General features: G+C 67.6%; 26 protein-coding genes. 16 read left to right on the top strand and 10 right to left on the bottom strand.

Translation table 11 applies throughout. From position 1 onward, the window contains the following. Positions 1-57: 57 nt before the first annotated feature. Together C8D03_RS04095 and C8D03_RS04090 are read right to left on the bottom strand one after the other, a co-directional pair. Complete coding sequence (locus C8D03_RS04095) at positions 58-1,155, bottom strand: M48 family metallopeptidase (protein WP_108045123.1); 1,098 nt, start codon at positions 1,153-1,155, stop codon at positions 58-60. A gap of 34 nt (positions 1,156-1,189) precedes the next feature. Further along, a complete protein-coding gene (locus C8D03_RS04090; protein WP_108045122.1) occupies positions 1,190-1,747 on the bottom strand; it encodes a LemA family protein in 558 nt (185 codons plus the stop codon). Positions 1,748-1,804: 57 nt separating this feature from the next. On the opposite strand from C8D03_RS04090, the gene C8D03_RS04085 reads away from it, so the two are divergent. Beyond that, on the top strand, positions 1,805-3,496 hold the full coding sequence (locus tag C8D03_RS04085) for a methyl-accepting chemotaxis protein (RefSeq protein ID WP_108045121.1): 1,692 nt from the start codon (positions 1,805-1,807) through the stop codon (positions 3,494-3,496). An 89-nt stretch (positions 3,497-3,585) separates the two neighbouring features. Here C8D03_RS04085 and C8D03_RS04080 read toward each other — a convergent pair whose 3' ends face one another. Beyond that, a complete protein-coding gene (locus tag C8D03_RS04080) occupies positions 3,586-4,251 on the bottom strand; it encodes a sulfite oxidase-like oxidoreductase (protein WP_108051185.1) in 666 nt (221 codons plus the stop codon). A gap of 403 nt (positions 4,252-4,654) precedes the next feature. Between C8D03_RS04080 and rpsA the strand changes: the two genes are divergently transcribed. The 6 genes from rpsA to lhpI all read left to right on the top strand — a co-directional run bounded on the left by rpsA (position 4,655) and on the right by lhpI (position 10,741). Further along, positions 4,655-6,358, top strand: coding sequence for a 30S ribosomal protein S1 (rpsA, locus tag C8D03_RS04075; protein ID WP_108045120.1), 1,704 nt, complete (start codon positions 4,655-4,657; stop codon positions 6,356-6,358). A 235-nt stretch (positions 6,359-6,593) separates the two neighbouring features. Then, the gene (locus C8D03_RS04070; RefSeq protein WP_108045119.1) at positions 6,594-7,883 is read left to right on the top strand and encodes an Hsp70 family protein; all 1,290 of its coding nucleotides are present in this window, start codon (positions 6,594-6,596) and stop codon (positions 7,881-7,883) included. Between the two features lie 130 nt (positions 7,884-8,013). Further along, positions 8,014-8,982 (top strand): signal peptide peptidase SppA, encoded by a 969-nt coding sequence (gene sppA / locus C8D03_RS04065; RefSeq protein ID WP_108045118.1) that lies wholly within the window; start codon positions 8,014-8,016, stop codon positions 8,980-8,982. A gap of 28 nt (positions 8,983-9,010) precedes the next feature. After that, positions 9,011-9,295, top strand: a complete 285-nt coding sequence (gene ihfB, locus C8D03_RS04060) for an integration host factor subunit beta (RefSeq protein ID WP_108045117.1) — start codon at positions 9,011-9,013, stop codon at positions 9,293-9,295. Between the two features lie 157 nt (positions 9,296-9,452). Then, positions 9,453-9,791 carry a LapA family protein gene (locus C8D03_RS04055; RefSeq protein WP_108045116.1) on the top strand — a complete coding sequence of 113 codons (339 nt, stop codon included), beginning with the start codon at positions 9,453-9,455 and terminating at the stop codon, positions 9,789-9,791. Then, positions 9,791-10,741, top strand: coding sequence for a bifunctional Delta(1)-pyrroline-2-carboxylate/Delta(1)-piperideine-2-carboxylate reductase (gene lhpI / locus C8D03_RS04050; protein ID WP_108045115.1), 951 nt, complete (start codon positions 9,791-9,793; stop codon positions 10,739-10,741). The genes C8D03_RS04055 and lhpI overlap by 1 nt, the downstream gene beginning before the upstream one ends. 57 nt (positions 10,742-10,798) lie before the next feature. On the opposite strand, the gene C8D03_RS04045 is transcribed toward lhpI, so the two are convergent. Together C8D03_RS04045 and C8D03_RS04040 are read right to left on the bottom strand one after the other, a co-directional pair. Continuing rightward, positions 10,799-10,972, bottom strand: coding sequence for a DUF3309 family protein (locus C8D03_RS04045; protein WP_108045114.1), 174 nt, complete (start codon positions 10,970-10,972; stop codon positions 10,799-10,801). A gap of 118 nt (positions 10,973-11,090) precedes the next feature. Beyond that, positions 11,091-12,074, bottom strand: coding sequence for a Bug family tripartite tricarboxylate transporter substrate binding protein (locus C8D03_RS04040; RefSeq protein WP_108045113.1), 984 nt, complete (start codon positions 12,072-12,074; stop codon positions 11,091-11,093). Positions 12,075-12,217: 143 nt separating this feature from the next. Between C8D03_RS04040 and mepA the strand changes: the two genes are divergently transcribed. Further along, positions 12,218-13,168 (top strand): penicillin-insensitive murein endopeptidase, encoded by a 951-nt coding sequence (gene mepA / locus C8D03_RS04035; RefSeq protein WP_108045112.1) that lies wholly within the window; start codon positions 12,218-12,220, stop codon positions 13,166-13,168. Positions 13,169-13,182: 14 nt separating this feature from the next. On the opposite strand, the gene C8D03_RS26585 is transcribed toward mepA, so the two are convergent. Further along, complete coding sequence (locus C8D03_RS26585; RefSeq protein WP_210203887.1) at positions 13,183-14,337, bottom strand: extensin-like domain-containing protein; 1,155 nt, start codon at positions 14,335-14,337, stop codon at positions 13,183-13,185. A 192-nt stretch (positions 14,338-14,529) separates the two neighbouring features. Between C8D03_RS26585 and C8D03_RS04025 the strand changes: the two genes are divergently transcribed. Continuing rightward, complete coding sequence (locus C8D03_RS04025) at positions 14,530-14,757, top strand: DUF2798 domain-containing protein (RefSeq protein WP_108045111.1); 228 nt, start codon at positions 14,530-14,532, stop codon at positions 14,755-14,757. 1 nt (position 14,758) lies between these two features. Then, entirely contained in the window at positions 14,759-16,003 is a 1,245-nt protein-coding gene (locus C8D03_RS04020; RefSeq protein ID WP_108045110.1) for an amidase, read from the top strand. Between the two features lie 362 nt (positions 16,004-16,365). Here C8D03_RS04020 and C8D03_RS04015 read toward each other — a convergent pair whose 3' ends face one another. Continuing rightward, a complete protein-coding gene (locus C8D03_RS04015; RefSeq protein WP_108045109.1) occupies positions 16,366-16,620 on the bottom strand; it encodes a hypothetical protein in 255 nt (84 codons plus the stop codon). A 280-nt stretch (positions 16,621-16,900) separates the two neighbouring features. Between C8D03_RS04015 and C8D03_RS04010 the strand changes: the two genes are divergently transcribed. The 3 genes from C8D03_RS04010 (at position 16,901) to C8D03_RS04000 (ending at position 19,516) form a co-directional block, all read left to right on the top strand. Further along, positions 16,901-17,884 (top strand): Tim44 domain-containing protein, encoded by a 984-nt coding sequence (locus C8D03_RS04010; RefSeq protein ID WP_108045108.1) that lies wholly within the window; start codon positions 16,901-16,903, stop codon positions 17,882-17,884. Positions 17,885-18,076: 192 nt separating this feature from the next. After that, positions 18,077-18,883, top strand: coding sequence for a 4-hydroxy-tetrahydrodipicolinate reductase (gene dapB / locus C8D03_RS04005; protein WP_108051183.1), 807 nt, complete (start codon positions 18,077-18,079; stop codon positions 18,881-18,883). A gap of 9 nt (positions 18,884-18,892) precedes the next feature. Further along, a complete protein-coding gene (locus C8D03_RS04000) occupies positions 18,893-19,516 on the top strand; it encodes an alpha-ketoglutarate-dependent dioxygenase AlkB family protein (protein ID WP_108045107.1) in 624 nt (207 codons plus the stop codon). Positions 19,517-19,528: 12 nt separating this feature from the next. On the opposite strand, the gene C8D03_RS03995 is transcribed toward C8D03_RS04000, so the two are convergent. The 3 genes from C8D03_RS03995 to C8D03_RS03985 form a co-directional block, all read right to left on the bottom strand. Continuing rightward, positions 19,529-20,149: a trimeric intracellular cation channel family protein gene (locus C8D03_RS03995; protein ID WP_210203886.1), complete on the bottom strand. Its 621-nt coding sequence runs from the start codon at positions 20,147-20,149 to the stop codon at positions 19,529-19,531. A 3-nt stretch (positions 20,150-20,152) separates the two neighbouring features. Continuing rightward, positions 20,153-20,758 (bottom strand): nucleotide exchange factor GrpE, encoded by a 606-nt coding sequence (grpE, locus tag C8D03_RS03990; protein ID WP_108051181.1) that lies wholly within the window; start codon positions 20,756-20,758, stop codon positions 20,153-20,155. Between the two features lie 151 nt (positions 20,759-20,909). Beyond that, a complete protein-coding gene (locus tag C8D03_RS03985) occupies positions 20,910-23,720 on the bottom strand; it encodes a [protein-PII] uridylyltransferase (RefSeq protein WP_282568553.1) in 2,811 nt (936 codons plus the stop codon). A gap of 285 nt (positions 23,721-24,005) precedes the next feature. Here C8D03_RS03985 and C8D03_RS03980 point away from each other — a divergent pair, with 285 nt between their 5' ends. The 3 genes from C8D03_RS03980 to C8D03_RS03970 are packed head-to-tail and all read left to right on the top strand — an operon-like array spanning position 24,006 to position 26,634. Next, positions 24,006-24,971: an aliphatic sulfonate ABC transporter substrate-binding protein gene (locus C8D03_RS03980; protein ID WP_108045105.1), complete on the top strand. Its 966-nt coding sequence runs from the start codon at positions 24,006-24,008 to the stop codon at positions 24,969-24,971. A 16-nt stretch (positions 24,972-24,987) separates the two neighbouring features. Continuing rightward, positions 24,988-25,821, top strand: coding sequence for an ABC transporter permease (locus tag C8D03_RS03975; RefSeq protein ID WP_108045104.1), 834 nt, complete (start codon positions 24,988-24,990; stop codon positions 25,819-25,821). A 30-nt stretch (positions 25,822-25,851) separates the two neighbouring features. Continuing rightward, positions 25,852-26,634 carry an ABC transporter ATP-binding protein gene (locus tag C8D03_RS03970; protein WP_108045103.1) on the top strand — a complete coding sequence of 261 codons (783 nt, stop codon included), beginning with the start codon at positions 25,852-25,854 and terminating at the stop codon, positions 26,632-26,634. The last annotated feature ends 87 nt before the right edge of the window (positions 26,635-26,721 follow it).

Raw genomic sequence — 26,721 nt, 5'->3', positions numbered from 1 at the left:
TCCCTTTGGGAAGGTTAATGCGATGTTGCGACCTGGTCCACCATGTGCCGTGCCTGCTCAGGGGCTGGCGCCGCCGCCTCCCGGCGGTCGCGCCCAGGGGCCGCGCGCGGCAGGGTCGATATGCGCGGCCGATTCCTCGACCATCGTCTGCAGGTCCTGCCGATCGGCGATGCGCGGCGGATGAGGCGGCATCGCCGGCATCCGGCCGCCCGCCGTCTGGACCAGCGCCTGCACGCGCTTGGTGACGGAGGGGTGGGTCGAGAACAGATCGGCGAAATCGTCCGGGTCGTTCTCGAAGCACATGTCCATCACGCCCGACGGCACGCCCTCGATGTCGGCGCGGCCGGCGATCTTGAGCAGGGCCGAGATCATCGCGTCCGGGTTCTTGGTCAGCTCGACAGCGCCCGCATCGGCGAGATATTCGCGCGAGCGTGACAGCGAGAGCCGGATCACGACCGCCAGGAACCAGGCCACGGCGATCACGGCGAAACCGATCAGGATCGCGACGCCGCTGCCCTTCTTCGAATCGTCGGACGAGACGCGAATGCGGCTGCGCGCCATGCCCCGGAACAAGATTTCGCCGACCAGCGAGATGATGCCGGCGATGACCACCGCGATGATCATCAGGCGGACATCGCCATTGCGGATATGGGTCAGTTCATGGGCGAGCACGGCCTCGACCTCGGCATCGTTCAGTTGCGCGAGCAGGCCGCTCGTCACCGTCACCGTGAACTGCTTGTCGTTGACGCCGCTGGCGAAGGCGTTGAGCGCCTCGCTCTCGACGATGGCGAGCTTGGGCACGGTCAGGCCGCGCGAAATGCAGAGGTTCTCCAGCATGCGGTAGAGCTTGGGATTGTCGTCGCGCGACAACCCCTGCGCGCCGGAGACGGCGCCGATCAGGCTGACGTTGATGCGAAAGCCGATGAAGACCCAGGCGCCGGCGGCAAGTGTGGTGAAAGGCAGCCAGGCCCAGAACTGTCGTCCCGCCTCGCCGAAGACGGTGCGCCCTCGCGGCACGCCGCCATAGCCGTAGCCGACGAGCAGCAGGCCCCAGACCGTCAGATAGACCAGTGCGAACAGTCCCGCGATCAGGAAACCCGACCTGATCCGGTTGCTGCGCATATGGCTGTAGAGCCCGAAGGCCTGGCCCAGCATCGCCGCCGCCCCGTCCGCCGGTTGTCGTCGGCTGTCAGAACTTCACGCTCGGCGCGACCTCGATCTGTTCGCGCACGGTCTCGCCGACATCGAAGAATTCGCGCTGGGTGAAGCCCATCTGCGGCGCGAACAGTACAGCCGGGAAGGCCTGGATCGCGGCGTTGAACTCGCTGACCGCATTGTTGAAGAAGCGGCGCGCCGCCGCGAGCTTGTCCTCGACATTGCCGAGATCGACCTGGAGCTGTTGGAAATTCGCGCTCGCCTTGAGGTCGGGATAGGCCTCGCCGAGAGCCAGCAGGCGCCCGACCGCGCCGGAGAGCTGCTGTTCGGCGGCGGCCTTGTCATGCACGCTGCCGGCGCCCTGCGCGGCGTTGCGCGCGGCGATCACCGCATCGAGCGTGCTCTTCTCATGGGTCGCGTAGCCCTTCACCGTCTCGACCAAATTGGGAATGAGGTCGTGGCGCTGCTTGAGCTGCACGTCGATGTCGGCGAAGGCCTGGTTGACCCGCTGCCGCATCGCGACGAGGCCGTTATACGTCATGATCAGGTAGACGGCGATCGCTGCGATCAGCCCCAAGACAACCCAGCCCATGGCATGCTCCTCAAGCGCAGGCGAAATCCGGCCTGCAACCTCGCATGAAGGACGACGTTGGGGAAGCGGCGCGGTTGCCGGCTACTGCGGCAACACCTGCGTGCAGGCCCGCGCGGCGTAGGGCTGGTCAAGACGCGCCTGAACGAAGGCCAGGCGATTGAGGCGCAGTTCCTGCGGATTGCCAAGGGTGGCAAGCGGGTCTGGCTGCAGGCGACCTATACGCCGATCCTCAATGCCTTCGGCAAGCCGGTGAAGGTTATCAAGTTCGCCACCGACATTTCTGCCGACAAGGACGCCGTGGCAAATCTCGAAGGCCAGATCGCCGCGATCCGCAAATCCCAGGCGGTCATCGAATTTGACCTGTCCGGCACCATCCTCGACGCCAACGACAAGTTCCTCGGGGCGGTCGGCTACACCCTGGCGGAGATCAAGGGCAAGCATCACCGCATGTTCGTCGACCCCGCCGAGCACGCCGCCGACTCCTACCGCCTGTTCTGGGAGAAACTCGGGCGCGGCGAGTATGACGAGGGCCAGTATCGCCGGGTCGGAAGGGGCGGCAAGGAGATCTGGCTGCAGGCCAGCTACAATCCGATCTTCGATGCGCTGGGCAAGCCCTTCAAGGTCGTGAAATGCGCCACCGACATCACCGCCAGCAAGCTTGCGCAGGACGCGCTGCGCGCTGCCGTCGCCGACACCCGCGGCGTGGTCAACGCCGCCATGGCGCGGGATCTGACCCAGCGCGTCGCGATTCAGGGCAAGAGCGGCGAGATCGCCGAGCTTTGCGGGGGCGTCAACGAGCTGGTCGATTCCTTCGCCGAGGTGATCCGGACGGTCGCGACGATCTCGCAGCAGATCACCACCGGCGCCGACCGGATCGGCGAGGGCAGCCACGATCTGGCCCAGCGGACCGAAGAACAGGCGAGCAGCCTCGAGGAGACGGCGGCGACGACGGAGGAGCTTGCAGCTTCGGTCAAGCAGAGCGCCGAGCGTGCGCGCGAGGCGACCAGCCTCGGCGATACGGCCAACGGCATCGCCAATCGTGGCGGCACCATCGTCGGCGATGCGGTGCTGGCCATGGAGCGGATCGAGAAGGCCTCGGCCGACATTGCCGAGATCATCACGGTGATCGACAACATCGCCTTCCAGACCAATCTGCTGGCTTTGAATGCCGCCGTCGAGGCGGCCCGTGCCGGCGATGCCGGCAAGGGCTTCGCTGTCGTCGCCTCGGAGGTTCGCGCTCTGGCGCAGCGCTCCAGCGAGGCTGCCAACGACATCAAGACACTGATCTCGAACTCGACGCAGCAGGTATCCACCGGCGTCCGTCTGGTCAAGGATGCCGGCACCGCCCTTTCGGAGATCGTCGGTTCCTCGACAAGCGTCGCGGCCGCCCTCGCCGACATCTCCAGCGCGTCCAACGAGCAGGCCAACGGCATCGAGGAGGTCGCCAAGGTCGTTGCCCATATGGACGACATGACCCAGCGCAATTCCTCCATGGCCGAGCAGAGCGCCGGCGTCGCGCGCGAGCTTCAGCGTGCGACGGGCTCGCTCCGGCAGATGGTCGAGAACTTCAAGATCGCGGGGAGCCCCGTTCGCAGTCTGGAGGCGAGCGTCATCGCCGAACTCAAGCAGGCCGCACCGCATCTGCCGCCGGCCCGCGCCGGGGCGGCCCATGTCGCGCCCCACCTCGCGCCCCGGCCGTTGCAGCGCCGCGCCGCCGGCGGGGCCGCGAGCGGCTGGTCCGAATTCTGAGCCTGGCGGCTGCCGGGGAGCCAAGCAGGGCGGCCGGGTATGCGGGCCCGGCGCCTGAAGGGGCAACTCTGTTTCCGAGGGGAACCGCCTCAATCGCCGCTGTAGCGTTCCTCCGTCCACGGGTCGCCGCGGTCGTGATAGCCGCGGACCTCCCAGAAGCCGGGCTGGTTGGCGGTCGTGAATTCGACCCGCTTCAGCCATTTCGCGCTCTTCCAGAAATACAGCTTCGGCAGCACGAGCCGGAGCGGTCCGCCATGCTCGGCGGTCAGCGGCCGGCCCTCCCAGGAATGGGCCAGGATGGCGTCCTCGCTGGCGAAATCCGCGAGTGTCAGATTGGTGGTGTAGCCGTCCTGGGCATGCAGCACGACGAAGCCCGCCTCCGGCCTCGGCCGGGCGAGGTCGAGCAGCGTGCGCGTCGAAACGCCCTCCCAGCGGTTGTCGTAGCGCGACCAGGTTGTGACGCAGTGGATGTCGGAGACTTCGCTCGCCTGTTCCTGCGCGAGGAGATCCGTCCAGCGCCAATGCTGCGGGTTCTCGACCGCGCCATCGATGTCGAGCGTCCAGTTCGCCAGCGAAATCTCCGGCTGCAGGCCGAGATCGAGCACCGGCCAGTCCTTGACCAGATGCTGCCCCGGCGGCAGTCGTTCGCTCTCCGGCCGGGCGATGCGTCCGGTTAGGAACTTGCCGGCTTGCGCCCAAGCCTGCTTGGTCCGGGTGAGCTTGCTGTCGGACGGCGTTTCGGGGTCGTCGGTCATGATCCGCTCCATGCCACCTGGACCATCGCAAGGCTGCTCGCTGCAGTCCATCAGGTCATGGAAAGATCGCCGTCACCGCACGGCCGCGCAAGACTCTGATCTGCGCCGTCCCGCTTGCCCTCTGCCCTGCTTTCCATTACATCGCGCCTGTCCGAAGGGCCGTGATCGATCACCGCCGGGGGCGGCCTTTGAGGCCGGCTCCCGTTTGGTGTTTGGAACGGATCGTTCGGATGCGGATGTAAAACCGGCGGCCTTGCGCCGTCCTTCGTCCCGGCGCTGCGATGCGCGGGCCGGTGGACCAGCCTCTCAGGAGGCGCCGACGGGAGCATCCGGCCTGCAACACCAACCCAATCGGGCGCTTGCCGGACATCCGCGGGATACGCGGCCGGCGTCAGGAGAATGCATGTCAGCCGTAGAAAGCTTTTCGGGCCGCGAGGATTTCGCCGCCCTTCTCGAGGAATCCTTCGGTCAGAACGAAGCCCTCGAAGGTTCCGTCATCAAGGGCATCGTCGTCGCCATCGAAAAGGACATGGCGATCATCGATGTCGGCTTGAAGACGGAAGGGCGCGTCGCGCTCAAGGAATTCAACGGCCCCGGCCGTGACCAGGACATCAAGGTCGGCGACGAGGTCGAGGTCTATCTGGACCGGATCGAAAACGCGCTCGGCGAAGCCGTCATCTCGCGCGACAAGGCTCGCCGCGAGGAGAGCTGGGTCAAGCTCGAGAAGGCCTTCGAGGCTCGCGAGAAGGTTTCGGGCGTCATCTTCAACACCGTCAAGGGCGGCTACACCGTCGACCTCGACGGCGCTGTCGCCTTCCTGCCGCGTTCGCAGGTCGACATCCGTCCGATCCGCGACGTCGGCCCGCTGATGGGCCAGCCGCAGCCCTTCGAGATCCTCAAGATGGATCGCCGCCGCGGCAACATCGTCGTGTCGCGCCGCACCGTCCTCGAAGAGACCCGCGCCGAGGCTCGCTCCGAGCTTGTGGCTTCACTCGAAGAGGGCCAGGTCATCGACGGCGTCGTCAAGAACATCACCGAATACGGTGCGTTCGTTGACCTCGGCGGCATCGACGGCCTGCTCCATGTCACCGACATGGCCTGGCGTCGCGTCAACCATCCGTCCGAGGTCGTGACCATCGGCCAGACGGTCAAGGTCAAGATCATCAAGATCAACCAGGACACGCACCGCATCTCGCTCGGCATCAAGCAGCTGCTTGCCGATCCGTGGGATGGCATTGCAGCCCGTTACCCCGTCGGTGCGCGCCTCAAGGGTCGCGTCACCAACATCACGGACTACGGCGCCTTCGTCGAAGTGGAGCCGGGCATCGAAGGCCTCATCCACGTCTCCGAGATGTCCTGGACCAAGAAGAACGTCCACCCCGGCAAGATCGTCTCGACCTCTCAGGAAGTCGACGTCGCGATCCTCGAGGTCGATCAGGTCAAGCGCCGCATCTCGCTCGGTCTCAAGCAGACCCTCCGCAATCCGTGGGAGGTCTTCGCCGAGCAGCATCCGGCCGGTTCGACGGTCGAGGGCGAGGTCAAGAACAAGACCGAATTCGGCCTGTTCCTGGGTCTCGAAGGCGATATCGACGGCATGATCCATCTCTCCGATCTCGACTGGAACCGTCCGGGCGAGCAGGTCATCGAGGAATACAAGAAGGGCGACATGCTGCAGGCTGTCGTTCTCGATGTGGACGTCGAGAAGGAGCGCATCTCGCTCGGCCTGAAGCAGCTCGGCGGCGATCCCTTCGTGGATGCTGGCGAGTTCAAGAAGGGCCAGGTCGTCACCTGTGAGGTGATCGAGGTCAAGGAAGCCGGTCTCGACGTCAAGATCGCCGGCACCGACATGACCACCTTCATCAAGCGCGCCGAGATCGCCCGCGATCGCGCCGAGCAGCGCCCCGAGCGCTTCGCGGCTGGCGAAAAGGTCGACGCTCGCGTCATCCTGTTCGACAAGAAGGCCCGCAAGATCCAGGTCTCGATCAAGGCCCTGGAAATGGCCGAGGAGAAGGAGGCGATGGCGCAGTACGGCTCCGCCGACTCCGGCGCCTCGCTCGGCGACATCCTGGGCGCCGCCCTCAAGAAGGCGACGACCGACAAGAAGTGAGGTTCCGGCCGCCTCGGCGGCCGGATCATTCGATCAGCCCGCGCGGAGAAATCCGCGCGGGCTTTTGTTTCGGCTGTCGGCGGGAACATCCTCGCCGTCATCCCGGGCGTAGCGAAGCGGAGACCCGGGATTCATTCCTGAGCCTCCCCGATCCGCGCTCCGGAGTGGATCCCGGATCGGCGCGGCTGCGCCGCTTGTCCGGGATGACGCCGTACCTGCTGACAAGGAGAGCACCATGCCCCTCGCCGCCATCGGCATCGATTTCGGCACCACCAACAGCGTGGTGGCCCTGGCTCGCGCCGACGGCTCGGTGACGACGCGCTCCTTCGCCACGAAGCAGGGCGCGGTCGATGCCTACCGTTCGGCCCTGATGTTCTGGCGCGAGGGCCGCCCGCCGCAGAGCTCGATCGCCCATGTCAGCGGGCCCGACGCGCTCGACATGGCGTTGGGCATGACGACTGAGCACCGCTTCCTGCAATCGCTAAAGACCCATCTTTCCAGCCGCGCCTTTCAGGAGACGCGGCTGTTCGGCAAGCTCTTCAAGCTGGAGGATCTGATCGGCGTCTTCCTGTCGGATCTCTCGGCCGGCCTCGACGGCGTCGCCGAGACGCCCCTGGTCTCCGGCCGCCCCGTCGTCTTCGCTGGCGAGCGCCCGGATGAGGATCTCGCGCTCGGCCGGCTCAGGGCGTCCTATGCCAAGGCCGGCATGCCGCAGGTCGACTTCGCCTATGAGCCGCTCGGTGCCGCCTATTGGTATGCCCGTGATCTGGCGAAGCCGCAGACCATGCTGGTCGCCGATTTCGGCGGCGGCACCAGCGATTTCTCGGTGATGCGCTTCGAGCCCGGCGGGGCCGGGCGGCTAGATGCCATCCCGCTCTCCCATGCCGGCGTCGGCGTTGCCGGCGACACCTTCGACTACCGCATTATCGAGCATGCGGTTTCGCCGCGCCTCGGCAAGGGCAGCGACTATCGCTCTTTCGAGAAGCTGCTGCCGATCCCGGCGCATTACCATGCCGCCTTCGCGCAATGGCATCGGCTTTCGCTGATGAAGAGCCGCGAGACCATGGCCGAACTCAAGGCGCTGATCCGCGATGCGGTCGAGCCGGGCAAGCTCGAGGATTTGCTGACCGTGATCGAATACGATCTCGGCTACGAACTCTACCGCGCCGTCTCGGCCGCCAAGATCGCGCTCTCGGCCGCGAATGAGACCGTGCTGCACTTCGAACAGATGGGCGTCGCGATCGAGCGCACCATCACGCGCGCCGATTTCGACGGCTGGATCGCCGCGGATGTCGGTGCGATCGAGGCTGCGCTCGACAAGGCTCTGGCCGAGGCGAATGTTGCCTCCGGTGCGATCGAGGCCGTCTTCATGACCGGCGGCACCTCGCATGTGCCGGCCGTGCGCGCGCTGTTCGACCGCCGCTTCGGCGCCGGGCGGATCCATGTCGGCGATGCCTTCCGCTCGGTCGCGAGCGGGCTCGCTTTGCTGGCGCTCGACCGGACGCGCGCGCCGGTCGCAGCCTGAGGCTCGTGCTTCGCCTTGCTCCCGCTCCGGTGCGAGGCTACACCACGGACCCCAGAGCATAATGCCGAGAATGAGAACCGTTTTCGGGCCTCGTCATGATCTTTGGCTCTGAGCCGACAGGAGCGCCTTGATGTCGTCCGATGCTGATCTGCTCGCCGACCGTCGCAGTCTGCGCCGCAAGGTGACGCTGTGGCGCCTTCTCGCCGTCGTCGGCGTTCTCGGCGCGGCCGTCGTTGCCGGCCTCGCCTGGACGGGGCGGACCCCCGGCTCGCTCAGCCAGGCTCATATCGCCCGAGTCACGATCTCGGGCTTCATCTCGGGCGACAGGCGCACGCTGGAGCTCGTCAAGTCGCTCGAGAACAGCCGCGCCGCGGCCGTTCTGGTCAGGATCGACAGCCCCGGCGGCACGGTCAGCGGCTCCGAGGCGCTCTATGATGCGCTGCGCCAGCTCGCGGCGAAGAAACCGATGGTCGCGGTCGTCGACGGCCTCGCGGCCTCGGGTGGCTACATTGCGGCGATCGGCTCCGACCGGATCGTGGCGCGCCAGACCTCGCTCGTCGGCTCGATCGGCGTTCTGTTCCAGCTCCCGAACGTCGCGCAATTGCTGGACACCATCGGTGTCAAGGTCGAGTCCATCAAGTCGAGCCCGCTCAAGGCCGCGCCCAGCGGCTTCGAGCCGACTTCGCCGGAGGCGCGCGCGGCCCTCCAGCGCGTCGTCGACGACAATTACGACTGGTTCAAGCGCCTGGTCCGCGAGCGTCGCCGGTTGGCGGAGCCCGAGGTCGCGGTCGTCTCCGACGGGCGCGTCCACACCGGCCGGCAGGCTGCCGCGCTGAAGCTGGTCGACGAGATCGGTGGCGAACCGGAAGCGATCGCCTGGCTGGAGCGTGAGAAGGGGGTCGCCAAGGGATTGCGCGTCCGCGACTGGCGCCGCCGGAGCGAAACCTCGTCGCTTGGGCTGTGGAGCGCGGGCGAGGCGATGGCCCGCGCGGCGGGCCTCGACACGCTGGCCGCGATCCTGGCCCGTGCGGCCGATCAACCGCTCGGTTTGCGGCTTGACGCGCCTCTGGCGCTCTGGCAGCCTGCAGTCGAAAAGTGATGTTGATACAAGCGGTTATATTGCAACGATGATAAAATCAGAACTCGTTCAACGCATCGCCGAACGTAACGGCCATCTCTATCAGCGCGATATCGAGAATATCGTCACGGCGATCCTCGACGAGGTCGTCAAGGCGCTCTCGCGCGGCGACAGGGTCGAGCTGCGGGGCTTCGGCGCCTTCTCGCGCAAGGCGCGCTCCGCCCGCGTCGGTCGCAACCCCCGTACGGGCGATGCGGTCGAGGTCGAGGAGAAGTTCGTCCCCGTCTTCAAGACGGGCAAGGAGCTCAGGCTTCGGCTCAACGGGAAGGCGTGACGACGTTCTGAAAGAGGCTTTCGCCGGAAACGCGCCCGTCATTTCGGGACTCGATGGCGCCGCCGTCTCTCCGGAATGACGCCGAAGCCCTGAAAGATCGCGTGGTGGCAGCATCCCCGTGCCGCCCCGGATCGAGCGATCGCGCAAAGGAAACCCGATGAAATCCTTCTTCAAGGCCCTCGTCCTGGTGCCGATCGCGCTGGCGATCGTGCTGTTCTCGGTCGCGAACCGGGCACCTGTCCGCGTCTCTTTCGATCCGATCAGCCGCGACGCGCCGGTCTTTGCCTTCGATCTGCCCCTCTTCGCCGTCGTCCTAGCGGCGCTCGCCGTCGGTGTGCTGATCGGCGGTCTCGCCTCCTGGCTGGCGCAGGGCAAGCACCGCAGGGCGGCCCGCCGCAACCGGCGCGAAGCGGAGACCCTCCGCTCGGAGACACAGATGCTGCGCGCGGCCGTGCCGGACTCGGCCCTGCCGGCTCTCACCAATGGACGTGGCTGATGAAGCTTTTCGGACCTGACGAGATCGATGCGGCACTGACCTTTCCCGGGCTGATCGATACGCTCGCCGAGGCCTTTCGCGGCGAGGCGGTGGTTCCGCCCCGCACGCACCATCAGATCGCGCGACCGGGCGAGGAGGCTGTTCTCCTGATCATGCCGGCCTGGAGCGCGCCTGACAGTGAGACTGCCTATCTCGGCACCAAGATCGTCTCGGTCTTCTTCGCCAACGGCACACGCAACCTGCCGGGCGTCATGGGCGCCTATCTGCTGATGAACGGCCGCACCGGCGAGCCCCTCGCCGTGATGGACGGAAACCGCCTGACGCTGTGGCGCACGGCAGCCGCATCGGCGCTGGCCTCGCGCTACCTGTCGAACCCCGAAGCCTCCAGCATGCTGATGGTCGGTGCGGGCGGCCTCGCGCCCTTCCTGATCAAGGCGCACCGCGCGGTGCGGCCGCTGACCGACATCGCAATCTGGGCCCGCCGGCCGGAGGCGGCCGAAGCCGTCGTCGCCGAACTGGCACGGGATGGCATCGAGGCGAGGGCCGTGGTCGATCTGGAAGGAGAGGCGCGCACCGCCGACATCATCTCCTGCGCCACCAATGCGACGCAGCCGCTGATCCATGGCCGCTGGCTCAAGCGCGACGCGCATCTCGATCTCGTCGGCGCCTTCACCATGCAGATGCGCGAGGCCGATGCCGACGCGCTCGAGCGCGCCCGCGTCGTCGTCGATTCCGAGAAGGCGATCGACGAGGGCGGCGACATTGCCATCGGCATCGACGAGGGCAATTACACGGCCGAGAAGATCGCCGGGACGCTGACCGACCTGTGCCATGGCAGGATCGTCGGCCGTGCCGAGGAAGGCGAGATCACGCTGTTCAAATCCGTGGGCGTCTCGCTCGAGGATCTTGCAGCGGCGATTGCCGTCTGGGAAAGCCGCGCCCGCGCCTGAGGGCGGCGGTCGCGACCCTCCGGGCGGAAACGTCCGGCGTCGTTGCTCTGATGGCGCTCAGATCCGGACAGGCGCGCCACCGATCGCACCCAGCAGCCACAGCACCAGGACGATGACGAGGACGAGCCCCAGCACGCCGCCGAGGCCGGTCGCGCCATAGGAGCGATGGCCGTAATAGCCGCCGCCACCGAGCAGCAGCACGAGCAGGATGACGATGACGAGCGTGGACATGGCGGAAACCCTTTGAACTCTGCATCGCGGTGCGACGCGACAGGATGCAGAAGGGAACGCCGGGAACGCGCGGCAGGTTCCGGTCTCCGGGCCATGACGCCGGGTGCCCGGCCCTGCGCTATTCCGCCTTCACGCCGATCTCCTTGATCAGGTCGCCCCATTTCTTCATCTCGGTCTGCAGGAAGGCTCCGAGTTCGGCCGGTGTGCCGCCCACTGGCTCGGCCGCGAGCAGGTCCATCTTGGCGCGCAGGCCCGGATCGGCAAGCCCGGCCTTGGTGTCGGCCTGGATCTTGTCGATGATGGCCTGAGGCGTCCTGGCGGGCGCAAACAGCGCGAACCAGGACGAGACGTCGAAGCCCGGCACCGTCTCCGCGATCGGCGCGAATTCCGGCGCCGTGGCGGAGCGCCTGGCCGTGGTGATGCCGAGGCCCCGGATCGAGCCCGCCCGCACATGCGGCAGCGCCTGTGTGATGTTGTCGAAGATCAGGTCGATGCGCCCGCCGATCAGGTCCTGCGTCGCCTGTGCCGTGCCGCGATAGGGCACATGCACCATCTTCGTGCCGGTCAGCTTCTGGAAATACTCGCCGGAGAGATGCACCGAGGTGCCGACACCCGACGAGCCGTAGGTCAGCTTGCCAGGGTTCGCTTTGGCATAGGCGACCAGCTCGGCGACCGAATTGAACGGAAGGTCTTTATTGACCACGAGCAGGTTCGGCACGAGTGCGACCATGGTGACGGGCGCCAGATCCTTGACCGGATCATAATTGAGCCTGGCGTAGAGATACTGGTTGGTGGCCATGCCGACCGAGACGATCAGCAGCGTCTCACCATTCGGTTCGGCCTTGGCGACGACGTCGGTGCCGATATTGCCGCCCGCGCCGGCACGGTTCTCGACGACGAGGTTGATGCCCCATGCCTGGCCGAGTTTGTCGGCCACGAGTCGGCCGAGCACGTCGGTCGCCCCGGCGGGAGGGAAGGGCACCACCAGCTTGAGTGTGCGGCCCTGAGGCCAGGGCGCCTGCGCGAAGCCCGTTGCCGGCACGGCCATCGTTGCGCCGAGGCCGCCGAGCAGGGCCCGTCGGTCGATCCTGAAATCCGTCATGCTGCGTTGTCCTTCCCCGATCGGTCCGGATCTTGATCGTCCGGCTGTCGTTTCGGAGGCTGCCGCCTCGCAGGTGCCTTGTCCATCGCCAAATCGACAGTCCCGCGCTTGACCTTTGTCGCATATCGAGCCGATTCTTGGGTATGCACGCCCTGAATCGCCGAATCCTCGCCGCCTCCGTGCTCCTGATCGCGGCGCTCGCGCCCGTGACGGGGCAGGCTCAATCGACCGCCGATGAGGAGGCCAGGCGCCGCGCAGCCAACATCGCGGCCTTTCCGGAGGCTGCCCGCGCCCTCTTCGGCCAGAAGACGGCGCCGGCCGGCATGCAGGCGCGCGCCATCGGCTCCTATGCCCGCGGCTGCCTTGCCGGCGCGACCGCGCTGCCCATCGACGGGCCGAGCTGGCAGGTGATGCGGCTCGCCCGTAACCGCAACTGGGGGCACCCAGTCCTGATCGACTACCTCGAGGACCTTGCCCGCGACGTGCCGAAGATCAATGGCTGGCCCGGCCTCCTCGTCGGCGACATCTCGCAGCCGCGCGGCGGGCCGATGCTGACCGGCCACGCCTCCCACCAGATCGGCCTCGACGCTGATCTCTGGCTGACGCCGATGCCGCGCACCCGTCTCGACGGCGAGGCCCGCGAGAACATGCCGGCCGTCAACATGGCCCGCGCCGACTGGCGCGACGTCGATCCGAAGAACTGGACGCCGGCCCATACGAAGCTGATCAGGACGGCGGCGAGCGAGCCCCGGGTCGAGCGCATCTTCGTCAATCCGGCCCTGAAGGTCGCGCTCTGCCGCGAGGCTGGCGCGGACCGCTCATGGCTGAACAAGGTCCGGCCGATCTGGGGCCACAACTACCATTTCCATATCCGCATGAGCTGCCCGGCCGGGATGGCGAGCTGCAGCGGCCAGGAACCGCCGAATTTCGGCGATGGTTGCGGCGAGGAGCTTTCGGGCTGGATCGAGCGTCAGCGCGCCGCGATCTTCGCCCCACCGAAGCCGCCCCGCACGGGGCCGCCGCCGAAGCCCAAGCCGCCGATGTCGCTCGATGCGCTGCCGGCCGAATGCCGGCAGGTGCTGGTGTCGCGCTAGCCGACCTTCCGTCGTTAGCGCCGTGGCGGAGCGCGCCCTGCACTGTAGGCGAACGGGTCCCGGTCGGGGCTGATCGCGGGCTGGGCCTGGTCGTAGCCTTCCTGATCCATGACGCCGGTGCCCTCGTCGTCGCCGAGGATCATCTCCTCGGTCGGCGGCACGGAGCCCGGCAGCATCAAAGGCCCGCGCTGCTCGCTCGGCAGTGCCTGCGGCTGGTAGGAGCCGCCTGCGGGCCGGCTGGCGCGCGGCGGGTTGAGCGGCTTGTTGTCATACTCCTCGAGGAAGCGGCGCTGGCTCTCCAGCCCCTGTCCGCCATGGGCCGCGACCGGATAGGCTCCGGCGTTCGCGACCGCACCCGGCGGACGCATGCCGCCGCTCGGCTGGCGCAGCAGCCCGCCGCCGCCCGCCACCAGCGCCGGTGCGCTGTCACGCAATCTCGGCTGTGCCATGGAATAGGGGCGTGCCGGGTCCGGCGGCGGCAGGTTGTAGTTCGGCGTGTACTTGATCACTGGCTTGCAGATGTGCCGGCCCTTCGAGTGGCGCGCCAGGTCGATGTGGAAATGGTCGTAGTGGAACATGTCCGCGCCGGGCCCGAGCACGGTCGAGAAGTGCTCGCAGGCGCCGACGAAGACCTCGCGCAGGAAGTTCTGCTCCTCGGGCGAGCCGCGCCAGCCATCCTTGACGGTGATGTTGCGCCCGTCGTTCAGGCGGAAGGAGAACACGTCGACGGCATTGCCATAGGCGTGCTCCGAGGTCCGGCTGGTGCCGGAGCCGTTGTTCATGGCCCGGCAGGAATAGGAGCCGGCCCTGATCTCGATGACCTGGGCGCCGAGCACGTTCTGCGCGGCCGGCTGCACCACCTGCGCCAGCCATGTGTCGGTGGTCGCGACCACCGGGCATGACAGGGTGGCGCTGCTGGTCAGGCCGACACCGCCATTGGCGAAGGCTGAGACCTTCAGCGGCTTTTCCATGCCGCATGTGCCGGGGCCGTCGATCGGCTTGTCGCGCAGGCTGACATAGGAAGAGAGCTGCACCTGGCGCGAGGACAGGCAGGCGGCTTCCGCCTGGTCGCGCCAGGCGGCGCGCTGCGGTTTCTGGAATTTGCCGCAGCCGGCAAGGCCGGAGCCGAGCAAGCCGAGCGCGATGAGGGCGAGGTGAACGCGTCGCATGACCGATCAAATGGGACCCGTTTCGTGAACGGTTTCTCAACCGGGTGAGCCCGCGACGACACAGCGTGATTAACTTTGGCGCGGCGGTTAATGCGAGGCTAATGGTGGCGCAGCCCTGTTAACCGCCCGGCCGCCTTTTCGCGCCCGGCAGGCCATGCCAGAGAGGCGTCGGGTGTTCAGGAGAATGACGGTATGACGGGCAAGGCACGCTTCATTTTTCCGGTTCTGATGGCGGGCATCATGGCCTTCCTGATGACCGCGCTGGTGACCTGGCTCAATCTCGGGCTGCCGCCCGATTTCGTTCGGCACTGGCTGGCGGCCTTTGCCGTCGCCTGGCCCTGCGCCGCCGGTACGGCCTTCATCGCCATTCCGATCGCGCGCCGCGCGACGGGTCTGATCGTCCGCGTCATCGGAGAGTGAGATGCAGAGCCTGCGCAAGATCCTGAGCCGCATCGAGCGCGGCGAGGCCACACCCGCCGATGCGCTTGCCGCCACGGCCGCGCGCATCGCGGAGCTTGAACCGCAGATCCAGGCCTTCGCCAGCCGCCCGGACGCGCTCCTGCCCGGCGAAGGGCCGCTCGCCGGCATCGCCTGTGGCGTCAAGGATATTATCGACATCGCCGATCTGCCGACGCGAATGGGCTCAGCCATCTATGACGGCTGGCAGCCGCGCGCCGATGCGCCGATCGTCATGGCGTTGAAGGCGGCGGGGGCGACCGTCGCGGGCAAGACCCATACGACCGCCTTCGCCTTTCTCGATCCGGCACCGACCCGCAACCCGCACGACCTGACGGCGAGCCCCGGCGGGTCTTCGGCCGGCTCGGCCGCCGCCGTCGCTGCCGGCATGATCCCGCTCGCCATCGGCACCCAGACCGGCGGATCGGTGATCCGGCCCGCCGCTTATTGCGGCGTCGCCGCGATCAAGCCCTCCTATGCGCTGCTGCCGACCGTCGGGGTGAAGCCCTTCTCCTGGTCGCTCGATACGCTGGGCCTGATGGCCGCGAGCGCAGACGATGTCGGTGCCGCGCTGGCGGCGATCGCCGGCCGCCCAAGCCTCGACGCCCCGGCCGCGAGTCTGGCCGGGCTGCGCATCGGCATCCACGAGCAGGCCTATGCCGGCGCACCCGAGCCGGCCTCGGCGGCCGCGCTGCAGCGCTTCCGGGAGCTTGCCGCCGACGCTGGCGCGGTGCTCGTCCCCCATGACGGCCCGGCGGCGCTGGCCGAGGCTTTCCACGCTCACGGCCCGCTGCAGGACTATGAGGCGACGCAGGCGCTGGCCTGGGAATACGCGCATCATCGCGACGCCTTGCCGCCGAAGCTGCGCGCCTATCTCGACGCTGCCCGCGCGACCACGCCCGAGCAATATGACGAGGCGCGCCGGCTCTCGCGCCGAGGCCGCGATGCGGCTCGGGACTTCTTCGGCGAGGTCGATGTCGTGGTGAGCTACGCCGCTCCCGGCGAGGCGCCGGATACGCTCGAATCCACCGGCGATTCCCGCTTCAACCGCCTCTGGACCCTGCTCGGCGTGCCCTGCGTGACGGTGCCGCTGGCGCGCGGCCCGCGCGGTCTTCCGGCGACCGTCCAGATCATTGCCGGGTTCGGCAGCGACGAACATGTCATCGCCGTGGCGAAGGCCTTGGAAAAGCGTGTCGAGGCAGGCGCCTAGCCGAGCTTATCCCCAAAACTCTTCAATGCTTTAACTCATGTTTAAGCATACTCTTGGCTCCGCCGCGTTCGCGCCACGCTGTTGCCCCCTTGCAGCCGCTGCCAGTTCTGCTAGCGTTGTGCCAGGTCAATGACAAAGGAGGGTGTGATGAGCCTCACGCTACGTCTCGACCGATTGATCATGGGTGCGGCATTCGTTTTCATGATGTTGATCGTTCTGGGAGCGTTCTGACGGACGTCAGTCTCGAGTCGCAGGGACCACTGGAGCCTTAAGGCGCCGCCGGGAAATCATTCCGGCGGCGTTTGCTTTTCCGGCATTCGGCCCCGGCCTGTTCGGACAGAGGCGCGCTGGCGCCGACCGGCTCAACTCTCCGGGCAGGGCGTCTCGGTGACCTGCCAGGACATCATGTTGATGACGCGCCCGCATTCCGCGAGACGGCGGCCCTGCGAGGTGCGGATGCAGGCGGCGGCGCCCTCGGCGATCTTGCGGCCCTCGTTCCAGCAGAAGCAGAGCGGCTCGGGGGCCTGGGCCAGCCGGGGCGGTTCCAGCGCGACGGCGGCCTCGCCCGCATGCGCATCGGCGGTGAACGTGAGCAGGGCGATGCCCAGCAACGCCATCGACAAGGCGCGCCGTAACGCTTGGGCAGGCCGCTGCCGCTTGCGTCTTGTCTCACGAAGCCCGGGCGCTTTTGCGGTCATGGCTCACTCCCGCGCAGCCAAAAGCTCATGTGCAGCGACGAGGTCTTCAGTCTAGCACAAGGCGTCATATTCGCCCAGCGTCGCTATATTTTCAGATTATTGTTATATCGCAGACGCTTAGTTGGCGTGACCTTGCGAAGGGGGCTGTCATGGGCCATATTGCTGCAAAGAGAGCCCAAGGGGGGCTCCGGGAGGAACCATGTCTCTGATTTCGCTCGCCCGCCGTGGTCGTGTCGTCGCTGTGCTCGCTGGCGCTCTGCTTCTCGTCCCTGTGCTCGCCGAGGCCAGGCCCGGTGGCGGCAAGGGCGGGTTCGGCAGCCGCGGTTCGCGCACCGAGTCGGCGCCGGCCCGCACCAATACTGCCCCGAATGGCGCGCAGCCCTTCCAGCGCAGCGCGACGCCTTCGCCGACGCAGGCTGCTCCGGCTGCCGGCGCTGCCGCCGCCGCGCAGGCCGCGCGGCCGTCGATGGCGCGCAACCTGATGATGGGCCTCGGCGCGGGTCTGCTGGGCGCTGGCCTGTTCGGTATGCTCTCGGGCGCCGGTTTCTTCAGCGGGCTCGCCTCGCTGGCCGGCATGTTCGGCTTCCTGCTGCAGCTCGCCCTCATCGGCGGCGCGATCTGGCTGGCGCTGCGCTTCTTCCGCCGCCGGGCCGAGCCGCAGCTGGCCGGTGCCGGTGCGCCGATGCCGCGCGAGATGTACCAGCCGCAGCCCGACGCCCGCATGGGCGCCATGGGTGGTGGGGCGGGCCGTCCGGCTGCCACGCCGCAGACCGCGCCGATCGAGCTTTCGGGTGAGGATTTCAGCACCTTCGAGCGCCTGCTCGGCGAGATCAACACGGCCTATTCGAACGAGGACGAGAAGGGTCTGCGCGACCGCGTCACGCCCGAGATGTTCGGCTATTTCGACGAGGATCTCTCGGGCAATGCCCGCAAGGGCCTGGTCGACCGGGTCTCGGACGTCAAGCTGGTGCAGGGCGACCTGTCGGAAGCCTGGCGCGAGGGCGACCTCGACTACGCGACCGTTGCGATGCGCTTCAGCCTGATCAACGCGCTCTATGAGCGCGCCACCGGCAAGGTCGTCGATGGCAATGCGACCGTCCCGCAGGAGGTCACCGAGCACTGGACCTTCCTGCGTCCGCGCGGCGGCGCCTGGAAGCTCTCGGGCATCCAGCAGGCCGCCTGATCCGGCGACCGCGCGACGTATCCAGGAACGATCGAGAACGGCCGGGGCAACCCGGCCGTTTTTCGTTGCGCGGTTTCGGGTGTCACGCCGTCCCGATCCGTCCTATAGGCGGATATCGCGTTGTCGGCAGGGGCGGACGGCGCGACCTCGCGCCCATGTCCCCGACCACCGGAGTCTGCTTTCATGTCCGATATGCGTCTCGTCGTCGTCGGTGCCGCCGGCCGCATGGGCCGGATGCTGATCAAGGCGATCCACGAGGCTCCGGGCTGTATCCTGTCGGCTGCGATCGAGCGGCCCGGCTCGGCCATGCTGGGCCAGGATGCCGGCGTGCTGGCCGGCCTGCCGGCGAGCGGCGTGCTGGTCGGCGAGGATGCGCCGGCGGCGTTCGCCGCAGCCGAGGGCGTGCTGGATTTCACGACGCCCGATTCGACCGTCGCCTTCGCCGCGCTCGCTGCCCGGGCGCGCATCGCCCACATCGTCGGCACCACCGGGCTGGAGCCGCAGCATCTGGCGAAGCTGGAAGGGTCGGCGCAGGAAACGGCCATCATCCGCTCCGGCAATATGAGCCTCGGCGTCAATCTGCTGGCCGCGCTCGTCCGCAAGGTTGCGGCGACGCTCGGCACCGACTGGGACATCGAGATCGCTGAGATGCATCACCGCATGAAGGTCGATGCCCCTTCGGGCACCGCCGTCCTGCTGGGCGAGGCGGCGGCCGAGGGACGGGCAGTCGATCTGGCAAAGCAGCGTGTCGCCGTGCGCGACGGCCATACCGGCGCGCGCGTGCCGGGTACGATCGGCTTCGCGACGCTCCGCGGCGGCACGGTCGTCGGCGATCACAAGGTCATTTTCGCAGGCACTGGCGAGCGGCTCGAACTCTCCCATATCGCCGAGGATCGCAGCCTCTTCGCGCAAGGAGCGATCAAGGCGGCGCTCTGGGGCAGGGGGCGCAAGCCGGGCCTGTATTCCATGGCCGACGTGCTCGGCCTCGATACGCTGTAGGGTCACGCCATGACCCGGCTCGTCGTCGCGCCCGGCGTCGTCCACTGGCCGGGCTATCTTGCGCCGCAGGCACAGGCCGCGCTGGTCGACGATCTGCGCGAGGTCGCGCGGTTCGCGCCGTTCTTCCAGCCGCGCATGCCCAGGACCGGAAAGCCCTTCTCGGTCCGGATGACCAATTGCGGTTCGCTCGGCTGGGTCTCCGACGAGGCCGGCTACCGTTACCAGCCGCTGCATCCGGCGACGGGCGAACCCTGGCCGCCGATGCCTGCGGTGCTGTCGCAGGCCTGGCGGGAGCTTGCGGGCTATCCGCATCCTCCGGAGGCCTGCCTGGTCAATTTCTATGAGGCGAGCGCGAAGATGGGGCTGCATCAGGACCGCGACGAGCAGGCGTTCGACGCGCCGGTGCTGTCGCTGTCGCTCGGTGATACGGCGGTCTTCAGGATCGGCGGCACCCAGCGCGGCGGCAAGACGGTCTCGCTGAAGCTCGCCTCGGGCGACGCACTGCTCTTCGGTGGCGAGGCGCGGCTGGCCTATCACGGCATCGACCGCATCCTCGCCGGCTCCTCGGCGCTGCTGCCGCAGGGCGGGCGGATCAACCTGACCTTGCGGCGCGTGACGAAGCCTGCCGCCTGAACCGGAACGCGTTCAGCGCGGGTCGTTGCCAGGGAGATGCGGGAACGACCAGCCGAACAGGATCGAGCCGGCCCGAAGCCCGAAGCCCGCCGCAAGGCCGCCGAGCAGGACGACGACGGGGGCGAAGCCGAAATAGGTCAGGAGCGCCGTCGCGCTCGCGCCGGCGGTGGCGGCGGTGACATAGAAATCGCGGCTCCACAGCACCATGGCGCGGTCACCGGCGAGGATGTCACGGAGGATCCCGCCGAAAGAGGCGGTGACGGCGCCGAGCGCGATCGCCGAAAGCAGCGGAACGTCGGCCGCCAGTGCGATCTGCGTGCCGGAGACCGCAAAGAGCGCCATTCCCGACGCATCCGCCCAGAGGAGCACGCGCTTGGCGCTCCAGCCTTCGAGCTGGCCCGGCCGCAGATAGGCGATGAGCCAGGCGACGAGCGCCACGCTGGCGCAGATCAGGACATTCAGAGGCGCTTCGACCCAGCCGACGGGCCGGCCCAGCGCCAGGTCGCGCATGGTGCCGCCCCCGGTACCGGTTGTGGTCGCGAGCAGAATGAACCCGAACGGGTCCATGCCCTTGCGCGCGGCGACGAGGGCGCCGGTCAGCGCGAAGATGGCGACGCCGGCGGCCTCAAGCACGGCTCAGTGGCCGCTCGGGGCAGCGTCTCCGCCGTCAGCCGCCTGCGGCTTCGGCGCGCCGGCCGAAACGCCGACGAGAGCCGGACGCAGTACGCGCTCGCCGATCTTGTAGCCGGACTGCACGACCTTGGAGACGAGCCCCTTGCCGATCTCCGCATCGGGTGCCTCGAACATCGCCTGATGCATGTTGGGGTCGAATTTCTCGCCCTGAGGGTCGATCTTCCGCACGCCATGGCGCTCCAGCGTCTTGACCAGATCGCGCTCGGTCAGCTCGACGCCCTCGATCAGGGCCTTGAGCGCGGGCTCCTCGGCAGCACGGGCGCTCTCGGGCAGGCTTTCCAGCGCCCGGCGCAGATTGTCGGCCGAGCCCAGCATGTCGCGGGCGAAGCTCGTCACGGCATAGGCCTTGGCGTCGCCGATCTCGCGCTCGGTGCGCCGGCGCAGGTTTTCCATGTCGGCGAGCGTGCGCAGGAGTTTGTCCTTGAGGTCGTCACGCTCGGCCTCGATCCTGGCGAAATTGGCCTGGATGATCTCTTCGGGGGACTGGGGCGCGGCCTCGTCGACCGCGGGCTCGGCGTTCGGGTTTTCCGTCGCAGGCTTCTGCGTCATCGCATCATCCAATCCATATCGGGAGTCTTGCGCGAAAACGGGTCGACCCGCTTTCGCCAAAGGCAAGCCTCTCAGCTTCTATCAAAGACCTGGTCGCGACATCGGCGCGCGACCGCGTTCCCGGCCGATATCGGGCTTATGCGGGCTTAAATCAAGCACGCGCGGCGACCTTGGCCTTGGGTGCATGCGTCTTCTCCGCATCGGGACCGAAGACGTCGAGCAGGGCCTTGCGGATCGTCAACTGGCGCGCGGTCGAGACGATCTTCGCATTGGTCAGGTCAGTGACGTAGAACACGTCGACCGCCTTCTCGCCGAAGGTCGCGATATGCGCAGAGGCGATGTTGAGGTTGAGCTTTCCGATCGCGGTGGTGAGATCGTAGAGCAACCCCGGCCGGTCGAGCCCGGCGACCTCCAGAACGGTGTGGCGGGCCGACAGCACATTATCGATGATGACCTCGGGCGCGACCTGGAAGGTCTGGCCGCGCGCTGGCGGCGCACGGCGCTGGGCGACGAGATCGGCGATCTTGATCTCGCCCTTCAGCGCACGCTCGATCGCGGCCGCGATCCGCTCGGCCCGGCGCAATTCATCGTCGTCGCGGTCGAAGGCGCGCGAGACCGAGATCGTGTCGAGCACGAGCCCGTCCGTCGTCGTGAAGATCTGCGCATCGACGATGTTGCCGCCGGCCGCAGCGCAGGCGCCGGTGATGATCGCGAGCAGGCGGGGATGGTCGGGAGCGAGGATGGTCAGAGCCGTCACGCCGCGAAACTGGTCGGTCTCGACCAGCGTCGCCGTGGTGCGGCCCTCCGCTTCCGCCCGGCGCAGGAAGCGCGCATGCTTTTCCTGCTCGGCGACGTCCACCTTGATCCAGTAGGCTGGATAATGCCGGGAGAGATAGGCGTCGCGGGCGGCCTCGTCCCAATCGGCGAGGCGCGCCTTCAGGCCATCCTGCTTCTTCTCGACCCGGGCCTTGCGCTCGATCACCGAATGGCCGCCGGCGAGCACGATCTCGGTCTCGTAATAGAGCGTTCGCAGGAGCTGACCCTTCCAGCCGTTCCAGACGCCGGGGCCGACCGCCTTGATGTCGGCGACGGTCAGAACCAGCAGGAGCTTCAGCCGCTCCAGCGTCTGCACGGTTGCGGCGAAGCTCTCGATCGTCTTGGGGTCGCCGAGATCGCGGCTCTGGGCGACGGTCGACATGTCGAGATGGTGCTCGACCAGCCAGGCTGCGGTCTCGGTCTGGCCTTCGGTGAGGCCGAGCCGCGGTGCGAGCTTGCGTGCGATGCGGGCGCCCGCGACCGAATGATCTTCGATCCGCCCCTTGGCGATGTCGTGCAGGAGCAGCGCGACGTAGAGTGCGCGGCGATTGGTGATCGTCGGCATGATCTCGTTGGCGAGCGGATGCTCGGTTTCGAGCACGCCGGCATCGATCTCGGCCAGCACGCCGATGGCCCGGATCAGGTGCTCGTCCACCGTGTAGTGATGATACATGTTGAACTGCATCATCGCGACGACGCGCCCGAAATCGGGCACGAACTTGCCGAGCAGCCCGGACTCGTTCATCCGCCGCAGCACCGCCTCCGGCGAGCGCCGCGCTGTCAGGATTTCGAGGAAGATCCGGTTGGCGTCGGGGTCGTTGCGCAGCTGCGGCGTCACCAGCCGCAGCGACTGCGTCACCAGCCGGCTGGCATCGGGATGGATCGCGAGATCGTCGCGGCTGGCGATCTCGTAAAGCCGCAGCAGGTTGACCGGATCGCGCCGGAACGCATCGGCATCGATGACGTTCAGCCGCTGGCTCTTCAGCGTGAAGTCGGGATGGCCGAGCGCTCGCACGCGCTTGCGCTTGGCAAAGGAACCGAGCAGCCGCGAGAGCGAGGCGCGCGGCTTCTGCTGACGCGCTTCCAGCGCGGCGCAGACGATCGCGGTCAGGTCCCCGACATCCTTGGCCACGAGGAAATAGGCCTTCATGAAGCGCTCGACCGGCGCCTGTCCGCTGCGCCCGGCATAGCCGATTGCGGCTGCCACCTGTCTTTGCAGATCGAAGGAGAGCCGTTCCTCGGCCCGTCCGGTGATGAAATGCAGCCAGCAGCGCACACGCCAGAGGAACTCCTCCGAGCGCTGGAACATCAACAGTTCCTTGCGATCGAACAGGCCGGCGGCGACGAGTTCGCGCACATCGTTGACGCGATAGGCGTATTTCGCGATCCAGAACAGCGTGTTGAGATCGCGCAGGCCGCCCTTTCCATCCTTGACGTTGGGCTCGACCAGATAGCGCGACGTGCCGGCGCGCCGAACCCGGGTCTCGCGCTCCTGCAGCTTGGCTTCGGTGAAGGCCGGTGCCGTGCCCTCGACCACCTCGGCGCCGAAGCGGCGCACCATGTCGTGGAACAAAAGCACGTCGCCGGCGATGAAGCGGGCCTCCAGCAGCGCCGTGCGGATCGTCATGTCGGCGCGCGCCTCGCGCACGCAGTCATCGACCGAGCGCACCGAATGGCCGACCTTCAGCTTCAGATCCCACAACGGATAGAGCATGGCCTCGACGACGCTCTCGCCCCAGGCTGTCTGCTTGTGCGGGAACAGGAAGAGCAGGTCGACATCCGAGCCCGGCGCCAGCGTTCCGCGGCCATAGCCGCCGACCGCGATCACGGCGATGCGTTCCGATTGGGACGGGTTGAGCGCTGGATAAAAATGCTCCGTCGCCGCGACATGGAGACTGCCGACCACCGCATCCATCACCGCCGAAAGATGCTGTGCGCAGGCCAGGCCGTGACGAGGGCGTTTCAGCAGTTCGCGAGCGGACTCATGGCCCTGGTCGAGGACCTCGCGCAGCCCGGCGACGAGCAGGCTGCGGATATCGGCGTTGCCGCCGGCGCGGGCGCTCTCGAGCAGATGGGTCACGGCGTGCCGGGGGCTTTCCAGCACGGAGGCGAGGTGAAGCACCGGCTGATCGGCAACAGATGACACCAGGCCTGACCTCGATTGCTGTGTCGTTCGGCGCGGGCGCCATCGTCGCTGGTTAGCATGCGAGAGGGATTCGCAAAGCGCTTTCATTTAACATCAGAAGGCGTGAAATGATGAATTCAACATTCTGTGGCGTAGTGTTTGACATACAGAACGGATGGACCTACAAGGCGGATACGCGCCGATTTGAGCCACCAGCTTGCGGGCGCGAAACAAGTGCAGCTAAAGCGTGGGGCATGGGTGACAGCCTGTCGCCTGGGTCCCTTCGCGCATCGAAAGGGACCAACGATGACCATTTCCCGCCGCCTCGCCGTCGCCAGCCTCGCCGCTTCGCTGTCTTTTGTCGCCGGGCAGGCCTTCGCCCAGGCTCCGAAGGAGATTCGGGTCGATTACGCGACCTATAATCCCGTCAGCCTCGTGCTGAAGGACAGCGGCATCCTGGAGAAGGCGCTGGCGGCGGACGGCATCACCGTACGCTGGGTCCAGTCCGCCGGGTCGAACAAGGCGCTCGAATTCCTCAATGCCGGCTCGCTCGATTTCGGTTCGACGGCGGGTGCCGCGGCGCTGATCGGCAAGATCAACGGCAACCCGATCAAGTCGATCTACGTCTATTCGCGGCCGGAATGGACGGCGCTCGTCACCGGCGCCAAGAGCGAGATCACCAAGGTCGCCGACCTCAAGGGCAAGCGCGTCGCCGTGACCCGCGGCACCGATCCGCATATCTTCCTCGTCCGCGCGCTGGCCGAGGCCAAGCTGACCGAGAAGGACGTCAAGCTCGTCCTGCTGCAGCATGCCGATGGGCGTCTCGCGCTGGAGCGCGGCGATGTCGAGGCCTGGGCCGGGCTCGACCCGCTGATGGCCGCCGCCGAAGTCGAGAGCGGCGCCAGGCTGTTCCACCGCAAGGCGGCCGACAACACCTGGGGCGTGCTGAATGTCCGCGAGGCCTTCGCCAAGGACAATCCCGCCCTCGTCCGCAAGGTGCTGGCGGCCTATGAGGAGGCACGGGCCTATTCGCTGGCCAACCCGGTCGAGCTGAAGAAGACGCTGATCGCCTACACCAAGCTGTCGGACGCCGTGATCGAGCGCCAGCTCACCCGCACGGAACTGACCCATTCGACCATCGGCCAGGCCCAGGCCGAGACGATCCTGGCCGCCGGCCTTGCCCTCAAGGAAGCCGGGGTACTGCCCGCGACCACGGATGTGAAGGCCGTCGTTGACGATCTGCTCGACCGGCGCTTCGCCGCCACCAACTGACGGCGGCAGGGCTGAGATGAGCGCGCTCGGCATCGAGACGGCCGGTGCCGGCGAGCAGGGTGGTCCCCCCCGCTCGCGACCGCCCCGACGGATCCTCGCGCTCGCCGGCTTCGCCTTGCCGGTTTTCCTGGCGATCCTGTGGGAGTTCGCAGTCAGGACCGGCCTCGCCAATGGCCGCTTGATGCCGCCGCCCAGCGTCGTGGCCAAGACCCTCTGGGGCCTTGCCGCCTCGGGCGAGCTGCTGACCCACGCAGCGGCGACACTCGGGCGGGTCGCTGCCGGCTTTGGTCTCGGTGCCGCGGCAGGCACGCTGCTCGGTGCGGTCACCGGCGCCCTGCCTCGGGCGCGCGGTCTCCTCGACCCGACCTTGCAGGCGTTGCGCGCCATCCCCTCGATCGCCTGGGTGCCGCTCTTCATCCTCTGGCTCGGGATCTTCGAGGCGTCCAAGGTCGCACTCATCGCGGTCGGCGTGTTCTTTCCCGTCTATCTCGGCGTCGCCGCCGCGATTCAGGGCATCGACCGCAAGATCGTCGAGGTCGGCCGCGTCTTTCGTTTGCGCCGGCTGGCGATGGCGCGCCGCGTGCTTCTGCCGGCGATCCTGCCGGCCTGGATCACGGCGCTGCGCTCGGGGCTGGGCTTGGGCTTCATGTTCGTGGTCGCGGCCGAGATCATGGGGGCGAGCGAAGGCCTCGGCTATCTCCTGGTGGACGGCCAGCAGCTCGGCCGCCCCGACACCATCATCGCGGCCATCATCAGCTTCGCCGTGCTCGGCAAGCTGGCTGACGGGCTGCTCGTCGCTCTGACGCGGCCGGTTCTCGCCTGGCAGGACACGGCGCGCGACAAGCTTTAGCAAGTCCCCTCGCTTTAGAAAGCCCCCTCGATGCTGAGCTTCGAGACCCTGTCGAAAACCTATGCCGACGGCACCCAGGCGCTGTCGGCCGTCACCATCGACGTCGCCGCCGGCGAGATACTGGCGCTGGTCGGCGGCTCCGGCTGCGGCAAAACGACCTTGCTGCGGTTGATCGCCGGGCTCGACCGGCCGAGTGCCGGGCGCATCCTGCTGAACGGTGAGCAGATCACCGAGCCACGCGCCGATGTCGGCGTCATCTTCCAGGAGCCACGCCTGTTTCCCTGGCTCTCGGTTGCCGAGAATGTCGGTTTCGGCCTGTCGCATCTCTCGGCCTTCGAGCGCGAGGGGCTGGTGACGAATGCGCTTGTTCGCGTCGGTCTCGCCGGCCATCAGGGCCGCTGGCCGCGCGAACTCTCCGGTGGTCAGCAGCAACGCGTCGCGATCGCGCGTGCGCTGGTGACACGGCCGAAGCTGCTCCTGATGGACGAGCCCTTCTCGGCGCTGGATGCGACGACCCGCGCGAGCCTGCACGGCCATCTGCTGGCGCTCTGGGCCGAAAGCCGGCCGACCATGGTGATGGTCACCCATGACGTCGAGGAGGCCGTGACGCTGGCCGACCGCATCGTGGTGATGCAGCCCAAGCCCGGCCGTATCTTCGACGAGTTCGACAACCCGCTGGCCCGCCCGCGCGACCGGCTCTCGCCGGCCTTCGAGGCGGCCAAGCGCGAGGTGCTGCGCAGCCTCGACCGTTCGCTGCGCGACGAAGCCCCGCATCAGCAGAAGACGGCCGAGACGGCGGGCATGTGGTGGTGACGGCGGCAGGCTATCGTCGCTTTGCGATGGCCTGCCGGCGCCCGACGCTCTATCAGCGATCCTGACCGGCCCATCCGACATCGAGGT

The sequence above is a fragment of the Bosea sp. 124 genome (assembly GCF_003046175.1).
Taxonomy (GTDB): Bacteria; Pseudomonadota; Alphaproteobacteria; order Rhizobiales; family Beijerinckiaceae; genus Allobosea.
This window is presented reverse-complemented; position numbering and strand designations above follow the sequence as displayed.

Bases quoted from the DNA above. Each gene is read 5' to 3' on its own strand.
- C8D03_RS04095 (WP_108045123.1), bottom strand. From the start codon at position 1,155: ATGCTGGGCCAGGCCTTCGGGCTCTACAGCCATATGCGCAGCAACCGG.
- C8D03_RS04090 (WP_108045122.1), bottom strand. From the start codon at position 1,747: ATGGGCTGGGTTGTCTTGGGGCTGATCGCAGCGATCGCCGTCTACCTG.
- C8D03_RS04080 (WP_108051185.1), bottom strand. From the start codon at position 4,251: ATGACCGACGACCCCGAAACGCCGTCCGACAGCAAGCTCACCCGGACC.
- rpsA (WP_108045120.1), top strand. From the start codon at position 4,655: ATGTCAGCCGTAGAAAGCTTTTCGGGCCGCGAGGATTTCGCCGCCCTT.
- C8D03_RS04070 (WP_108045119.1), top strand. From the start codon at position 6,594: ATGCCCCTCGCCGCCATCGGCATCGATTTCGGCACCACCAACAGCGTG.
- sppA (WP_108045118.1), top strand. From the start codon at position 8,014: ATGTCGTCCGATGCTGATCTGCTCGCCGACCGTCGCAGTCTGCGCCGC.
- ihfB (WP_108045117.1), top strand. From the start codon at position 9,011: ATGATAAAATCAGAACTCGTTCAACGCATCGCCGAACGTAACGGCCAT.
- C8D03_RS04055 (WP_108045116.1), top strand. From the start codon at position 9,453: ATGAAATCCTTCTTCAAGGCCCTCGTCCTGGTGCCGATCGCGCTGGCG.
- lhpI (WP_108045115.1), top strand. From the start codon at position 9,791: ATGAAGCTTTTCGGACCTGACGAGATCGATGCGGCACTGACCTTTCCC.
- C8D03_RS04045 (WP_108045114.1), bottom strand. From the start codon at position 10,972: ATGTCCACGCTCGTCATCGTCATCCTGCTCGTGCTGCTGCTCGGTGGC.
- C8D03_RS04040 (WP_108045113.1), bottom strand. From the start codon at position 12,074: ATGACGGATTTCAGGATCGACCGACGGGCCCTGCTCGGCGGCCTCGGC.
- mepA (WP_108045112.1), top strand. From the start codon at position 12,218: ATGCACGCCCTGAATCGCCGAATCCTCGCCGCCTCCGTGCTCCTGATC.
- C8D03_RS26585 (WP_210203887.1), bottom strand. From the start codon at position 14,337: ATGCGACGCGTTCACCTCGCCCTCATCGCGCTCGGCTTGCTCGGCTCC.
- C8D03_RS04025 (WP_108045111.1), top strand. From the start codon at position 14,530: ATGACGGGCAAGGCACGCTTCATTTTTCCGGTTCTGATGGCGGGCATC.
- C8D03_RS04020 (WP_108045110.1), top strand. From the start codon at position 14,759: ATGCAGAGCCTGCGCAAGATCCTGAGCCGCATCGAGCGCGGCGAGGCC.
- C8D03_RS04015 (WP_108045109.1), bottom strand. From the start codon at position 16,620: ATGGCGTTGCTGGGCATCGCCCTGCTCACGTTCACCGCCGATGCGCAT.
- C8D03_RS04010 (WP_108045108.1), top strand. From the start codon at position 16,901: ATGTCTCTGATTTCGCTCGCCCGCCGTGGTCGTGTCGTCGCTGTGCTC.
- dapB (WP_108051183.1), top strand. From the start codon at position 18,077: ATGCGTCTCGTCGTCGTCGGTGCCGCCGGCCGCATGGGCCGGATGCTG.
- C8D03_RS04000 (WP_108045107.1), top strand. From the start codon at position 18,893: ATGACCCGGCTCGTCGTCGCGCCCGGCGTCGTCCACTGGCCGGGCTAT.
- grpE (WP_108051181.1), bottom strand. From the start codon at position 20,758: ATGACGCAGAAGCCTGCGACGGAAAACCCGAACGCCGAGCCCGCGGTC.
- C8D03_RS03980 (WP_108045105.1), top strand. From the start codon at position 24,006: ATGACCATTTCCCGCCGCCTCGCCGTCGCCAGCCTCGCCGCTTCGCTG.
- C8D03_RS03975 (WP_108045104.1), top strand. From the start codon at position 24,988: ATGAGCGCGCTCGGCATCGAGACGGCCGGTGCCGGCGAGCAGGGTGGT.
- C8D03_RS03970 (WP_108045103.1), top strand. From the start codon at position 25,852: ATGCTGAGCTTCGAGACCCTGTCGAAAACCTATGCCGACGGCACCCAG.